We start from the raw sequence: 6,520 nt of genomic DNA, 5'->3' as shown, positions 1-6,520 counted from the left end.
ACCCTTGCTATTGGCTAACGATAAGTACTGTAACTCTCGTTCGGGACTTGCACCCTATAGCATGATGACCATGCCTGACACACAAAAAAGGCAATGCTATGAACAGCATTGCCCGAAACTATCTACTAACCTATCTACTATAAAACTATTTCTTTTCTATATTAATGGCCATTGCTTTGTCATTTACATCAAAACCGAAATCTTGGTAGATGTTTTTGATATGATGATTGTAATCTAATAAAGCTTTGGAATCATTTTGTTCAGCCAATATAACTAAACTCTCCCTATCGGGCTGTTGAATATTAAGATTAATATCAATTAACTCGAAAACTTCTTTTACATTTTGTATTTCCCATTCAACTCCCATGAAGAAGTAATAACCTACAGCACCATCTTTTACATAAACCATCTGGTTGAAAGTGGCATCTTTTAAGGTAGCTAATTCTGCCTGATTAACTTTAGGAATAATGATATCAAAATCATATTCATCCATTTGAACTACGACTGAACTATTAATTTTATTGATATCATTATTTAAAAGGGTGCTTTGAGCATTTGCTTTTAAAGCTAAACCAAATAAGGTGATCAAAACGATTAGCCCTATTAGAACATATTGCTTAACTGGCTTCAGAATGTTTGGATACGTTTTCATGATATTTGCTTTAATTATAATCAAATGTCACCATAATTAAGTCGTTAAACATGAGGGCAATGCTGAAATCGTGATTAAGTGATTTACGTACCGATTTCGTAGCTCTTCTTATAGATAGAGGTAAATAACAATTCATTGTATGTTATCTTTTAGAGAAATCCTTAAGTTTTTATAAGATGATTTCATGAGGACAATTCTTCACTACATTATTGCATTGATTCTAAATTGAAAAGTATTATGGGGAAAATAGTTAGGGTTTTAAATCCATTTCCCTCTTACACGGATCTTCAACACTTAAATTTTATACATAAAAAAGGCAATGCTATAAACAGCACTGCCTAAAACGACCTAAAAAAACTATCACTATAAAACTATTATTTTTTAATATTGATGGCCATTACATTTTCTTGTTTATCAAATCCGAAATCTTGATATATACTTTTTACATGATGGTTATAATCAAGAAGCGCATTAGAATCTCCTTCATCGGCCATTATTATCAAACTCTCAGCATTAGGTTTTTGGATGGCTAAATTCATATCAATTAGCTCGAAAACTTCACTGACTTTTTGCAATTCCCATTTAGTACCCAAATAAAAATAATAACCAGAAGCACCATCTGTTACATAAACCATTTGGTTAAAGGCTACATCGTCTAACGTTTTTAACTCCTCGCTACTAACCTTTGGGATCATGATATCAAAATCATAATCTGCCATTTGAACTACCATTGATATATTGATTTTATCTAAATCTTTTCCCAATAAAGTACTTTGAGCATTGGCATCTAATATTAAACCAAATAAACTAATCACCACTATAAGCCCTACTAAAACAAATTTCTTAATTGCATTATGAGAGTTTGTATGATTCTTCATGACTTTTGTTTTTAAATTATACTCAAATGTCATGAATTTAAAATCCACTAAAATTAGGGCAATCCTGAAATTACAACTAAGTGATTTACGTAGTAGCTAATAATTCTCTTAGTAATGCTATTAAGTTGAGCATATCCTACTTGCGAATTTTTTCGCTTTACCGAAAATTCTATTGTTTTCTTTAGTGTCTTTTATGGTTAAAAAAATAATGTTTGCATGTCCTATTATCGTTAGCATACTTCCTTCACTAGGATAAATAATACTTTTTATCAGAGTTACATTGCAAAAACCTGACAGGATTCATCACCATCTTAGAAACAATGAAAAGTTATTCCTCAATTATCCTCAATTTTGCGAAAGTTAACAATAATGTTTTTTCTCCAAAATTATCAAATTCTATTGTCGCCTTTCTATTCGCTCCCTCAACATCCATTTTCTTTACTTCCCCGAAGCCAAATTTAGGATGCTCTACTTTCATTCCTGTATCTAAAGTACGCGTATCGCTAGGCGCAAAATCTGCTGATGGCGTGTGTAATTTCTTTCCAGGAGGAACTGCTTTTCTTTCTGTCTTCCGTTGTGCCACCAAATTTTTGGCATACAGACTATTACCACTTCCATTATTCAAATTGCCCATTGGTTCAGAGCGATTGAATTTTCGATCAACCTTCACATAAGCTGCGTCAATTTCTTCAATAAAACGACTTGGTTCGCAGTTTTTCAATCTACCAAAACGATATCGGGTCAAGGCATAGCTCAAGGTCACTTTTTCCATTGCCCTGGTCAGCGCTACGTAAAATAACCTTCGCTCCTCTTCCAAGTCAGCACGGCTATTGAGCATCATCTGAGACGGGAATAAGTCTTCTTCCATCCCCACTATAAACACATGTTTAAACTCTAATCCCTTTGCAGAGTGGATAGTCATTAAATTCACATGATCCTTATTGTCTTTATCTTCATTGTCCGCATCAGTCAATAAGGCTACATCAGCAATAAAAGCTTCCAAAGATTTATCCTCTTGCTGCTCGTCATCTACAAACTCCTTGATGGCGTTAAGCAATTCCTGAACGTTCTCATAGCGGTTTAATCCTTCAATGGTTTTATCATCGTATAATTCCTTTAGCAAACCACTTTGCTTAGCAATAAATGCCGCAGTATCATAAGCATCAGCACGTTCGATTCTGATTTTGAAAGATTTAATAAGCGTCACAAAATTATCAACCGCATTAGCTGCCCGGCTTGGTAATATTCGTTGACTCTTTTGAATGACATCCCAAATTCCTAGCTCATTTTCATAAGCAGATACTACAATTTTATCTACCGAAGAAGCCCCTATTCCCCTTTTAGGTAAATTGATAATCCGTCTGAAAGATTGTTCATCATTGTGGTTGATGGTAAATCGCAGGTAAGCCAATAAATCTTTGATTTCTTTTCTTTGGTAGAAAGATAGGCCTCCATAAATTCGGTAGGGAATATTGCTTTTTCTCAGCGCTTCCTCCATCGCTCTAGACTGACTATTGGTTCTGTAAAGAATCGCAAAGTCCTTATTTTCCAGCTTTTTGTTATTCTTATCTTCAAAAATAGAAGAAGCCACTAGCCTACCCTCTTCATTATCAGAAGTAGATTTTATCAAATGGACTTGCTCGCCATCATCGTTTTGTGTCCAGACATTCTTCTTAAGCTGGGCAGAATTTTTTAAGATAACAGAGTTTGCAGCATTTACAATATTTTGCGTACTCCTATAATTTTGCTCCAATTTAATCACTCTTAAATCAGGATAATCTTTTTCAAAATTCAGGATATTCTGAATGTTAGCGCCACGGAATGCATAAATACTTTGCGCATCATCCCCAACTACGCAGATATTTTGATGAACAGCTGAAAGTCTTTTAGTGATGAGATATTGTGAAATATTGGTGTCTTGAAACTCATCTATCATCACATATTTAAATCGCTGCTGATATTTGTTCAATACATCAAGGTGATCGCGAAATAAGATATTGGTGTTAAACAATAAATCGTCAAAATCCATAGCACCAGAGCGGAAGCAGCGCTGCACATATTCCTTGTAAATGGCGCCCATTTTTGGTTTTTGGGCTTGCTCATCATCCGATATATAATGAGGATTGTTAATGTAATTTTGCCAGGAGACCAGATTATTCTTTGCTCCTGAGATTCTAGAATACACTACATTCTGTTTATAAACCTTATCATCCAATCCCATTTCTCGAACGATGGCTCTGATGAGGGATTTGGAATCTTCTGTATCGTAGATGGTGAAATTGCTTGGGTAGCCTAATTTATCTGCTTCTGCCCTCAAAATTCTGGCAAAAACAGAGTGGAAAGTTCCCATCCATAAATTACGGGCATCTGTTCCTACAACCTTTTCAATTCTTTCTCGCATTTCTTTTGCCGCCTTATTGGTAAAGGTCAGGGCTAAAATGCTAAAAGGGTCAATATTTTTGGCGGTAATCAGATGAGCAATTCGGTAGGTCAGCACTCTTGTTTTCCCAGAACCGGCACCAGCAATAATCATGGTCGGGCCTTCCAAATTCTCAACTCCTTCTCTCTGCGGGGGATTCAAATGATCTAAATAATCCATAAGACAAATTTATAATCTAATTGCCAAGGACCATTAAAAAGGGACGGGAAATGTTGAAATTATTTTGGAGGGGTACAAAAGTTGGTAATTTTGTCATCTAGTGATCACAATTGGTGAAAAATATGATTTGAAAACAAATTAAATACCTAGCCCCAAACCAATTTTATATCATTGATTTTAAATTCTTTATCTTTTTTAGTGAGCAAAACATGGGAACGCACAAAAGTTTTATCTTCAATTAAAATACTTACAATAACTAAAACATCATCTGAATGTACCTGGACTTCTTCAATTTTAAATCCGTTAATGTTTTCTCCTTGTCCCCCAACCCACTGGTTACCCCATAAATAATTGCAAGCATCAATATTAAACATTGGCTCTGGCTCATGTTCCCATTTAATTTTACGCATTTCTGAATTGCAATTTTCTAACCTGCTAACTAGTTTCTTTTTATAGTCCTCAGAAAAGTAATCGATAGTATTTATCCTTTCATTAAATTCTTCCAAATCAAAAACATAAGTGGTTGCATCCAACTTGTCAAAAGTTGGCACCTGATAATAACTGGTACTCTTCGGATAGGCATCATTTATATACCAATTATAGAATTTATTGACGGTTCTAATCGCAAGAGAATCACCACCAATATCTGTATTTATACTATTTGGCTTGCAACCTAAAGAGTAAAAGACTACCAAAAATAATAAACAAATGCTTCTCATATTTTAATTATTTATTTTTTCACTTGGACGAACCATAGTTACCGTGTATGTTCTTTCGTAAACACTACCTTCCCTGTATGTATCTACAAGTGTAGAATCATCTTGCTCACATAATTGATTTTCAGAACTTGTCCCTATAGATTCATGTCCCGTTTGTGCATCATAATATCTATAACAAGTTTGATTATTGGACGTGGTCCTTCCAACAATAACAAGCCAATGATCAGTAGTTTCATCCAAATTTCCTGGGTGCCCAGGTCGATAGTCCACCCCAACCATAATTGGAATGCTATCATCAAGATATTCATTAATTAAATCAATACCTTCAATTATATTGTCTTGAATTTCTAATATATTTCCCTCATTATTCCTAGTCATTTGAACAACATCCTCATGATTAGGTGCTACTGTTTCGAATCCACCATTTTCAAGCATTTCTGCGGCTCTCCTAAAGCATCCTGAAGGATCACTACTGTCAAAACCTTCAAAATCAATGTCATTCGCTATTGACATATCAAAAGGAAATATTCTAATTACACTTGAATCTTGAAAACCATGGGAATAACTTGAGTCTATTGATCCCACTAAATTAATCAAATAATTACCAGCTTTGACATATTCTCCATTGATATCTTTCCCAGACCAACCAATACTATCCTGATCTTGAGTATCTTCAAAATTAATTTCTTTTCCATAAACTAAATCTGTATAATTATTAACTAAAATAGTATCATCCTCAGTAGTGTAAAATATTTCAAACTTATTATAACTTAAAGATAAAGTATCCAAAATAGTATAAACAAATTCATATCTATTTTCTTTTAATTTATAAGTACTTGGTAAAGATTCAAATGCCACTAATTCTAAATCTTCACTTAATCCCTCTATTTCAATTGAAGGAACTAAAAATGGACAAACCATACGGATTATTTCACTCCATTCATTATCTGTTAATCCTTCAACATATGGTGGTTGTTCACCATTTAGTTTGTCAACTAAAAATACAAACCTGTCTTTTTTTGATTCATCCTCCAAAATTAGTGCAATCAATTCATCTTTATTATTTTCATAATACTCTATTTTATTTAAAACGCCCCTTAATTCATCAATATCCTCAGGTAAACAATCTGGAAAATCAATCATTCGTTTAATTATTGATTCATCCAAAGGCCCCTTTTCGTAATTCTCTATCCACAAGTTAATTTCTTCTTTATAATACTCCAATACTTCTACTATCAATTCTTCTTCAACAACTAGAGAATCTGATGCATTTTCTTCTCCACTCGTATCAACACTGTGACTGTTCGGCCCACTAACCTCTCCCTCATCATCCACCACCCACACATTTCCATTTTCATCCTCTATCACAATATCCCCATCTTCGTTTTCATCAGCTGTTGCTGGGTCTAGTTCGGTGGTATTACCATCCGAGTCGGTAATCGTGACGGTGCCATCTTCTTCGTTATAGTCAACATCTGATATTTCGCCTGCAATATCGATGTCTGGTTCGGGTAAGTCATCAAAACTATCTCCTTCGTAATCTAGCTGATTACTACCACCTTCGTCACTTAATTCTTGCTCATCCTGATCAAATTCTATCATAAATGGTCCATTGGGATTGTAGATGCTTTCAATATTTCCGGCTATGAGTTGCTTATCTGTATTAACTTGA

Annotated in this window: 5 protein-coding genes; all 5 read right to left on the bottom strand. The window is 34.4% G+C overall.

Annotated elements, in window-relative coordinates:
- Nucleotides 1-145: 145 nt before the first annotated feature.
- Complete coding sequence (locus VFM92_RS08390; RefSeq protein WP_325121761.1) at nt 146-652, bottom strand: hypothetical protein; 507 nt, start codon at nt 650-652, stop codon at nt 146-148.
- Nucleotides 653-1,026: 374 nt separating this feature from the next.
- Nucleotides 1,027-1,530, bottom strand: a complete 504-nt coding sequence (locus VFM92_RS08385; protein ID WP_325121760.1) for a hypothetical protein — start codon at nt 1,528-1,530, stop codon at nt 1,027-1,029.
- Nucleotides 1,531-1,858: 328 nt separating this feature from the next.
- A complete protein-coding gene (locus tag VFM92_RS08380) occupies nt 1,859-4,129 on the bottom strand; it encodes an ATP-dependent helicase (RefSeq protein ID WP_325121759.1) in 2,271 nt (756 codons plus the stop codon).
- Nucleotides 4,130-4,275: 146 nt separating this feature from the next.
- A complete protein-coding gene (locus VFM92_RS08375) occupies nt 4,276-4,848 on the bottom strand; it encodes a hypothetical protein (RefSeq protein ID WP_325121758.1) in 573 nt (190 codons plus the stop codon).
- A 3-nt stretch (nt 4,849-4,851) separates the two neighbouring features.
- Nucleotides 4,852-6,520 (bottom strand): hypothetical protein (locus tag VFM92_RS08370; protein WP_325121757.1); only part of this gene is annotated, 1,669 nt, incomplete at its 5' end.

This window comes from Marivirga sp., from assembly GCF_035704835.1.
Lineage (GTDB): Bacteria > Bacteroidota > Bacteroidia > Cytophagales > Cyclobacteriaceae > Marivirga.
This window is presented reverse-complemented; position numbering and strand designations above follow the sequence as displayed.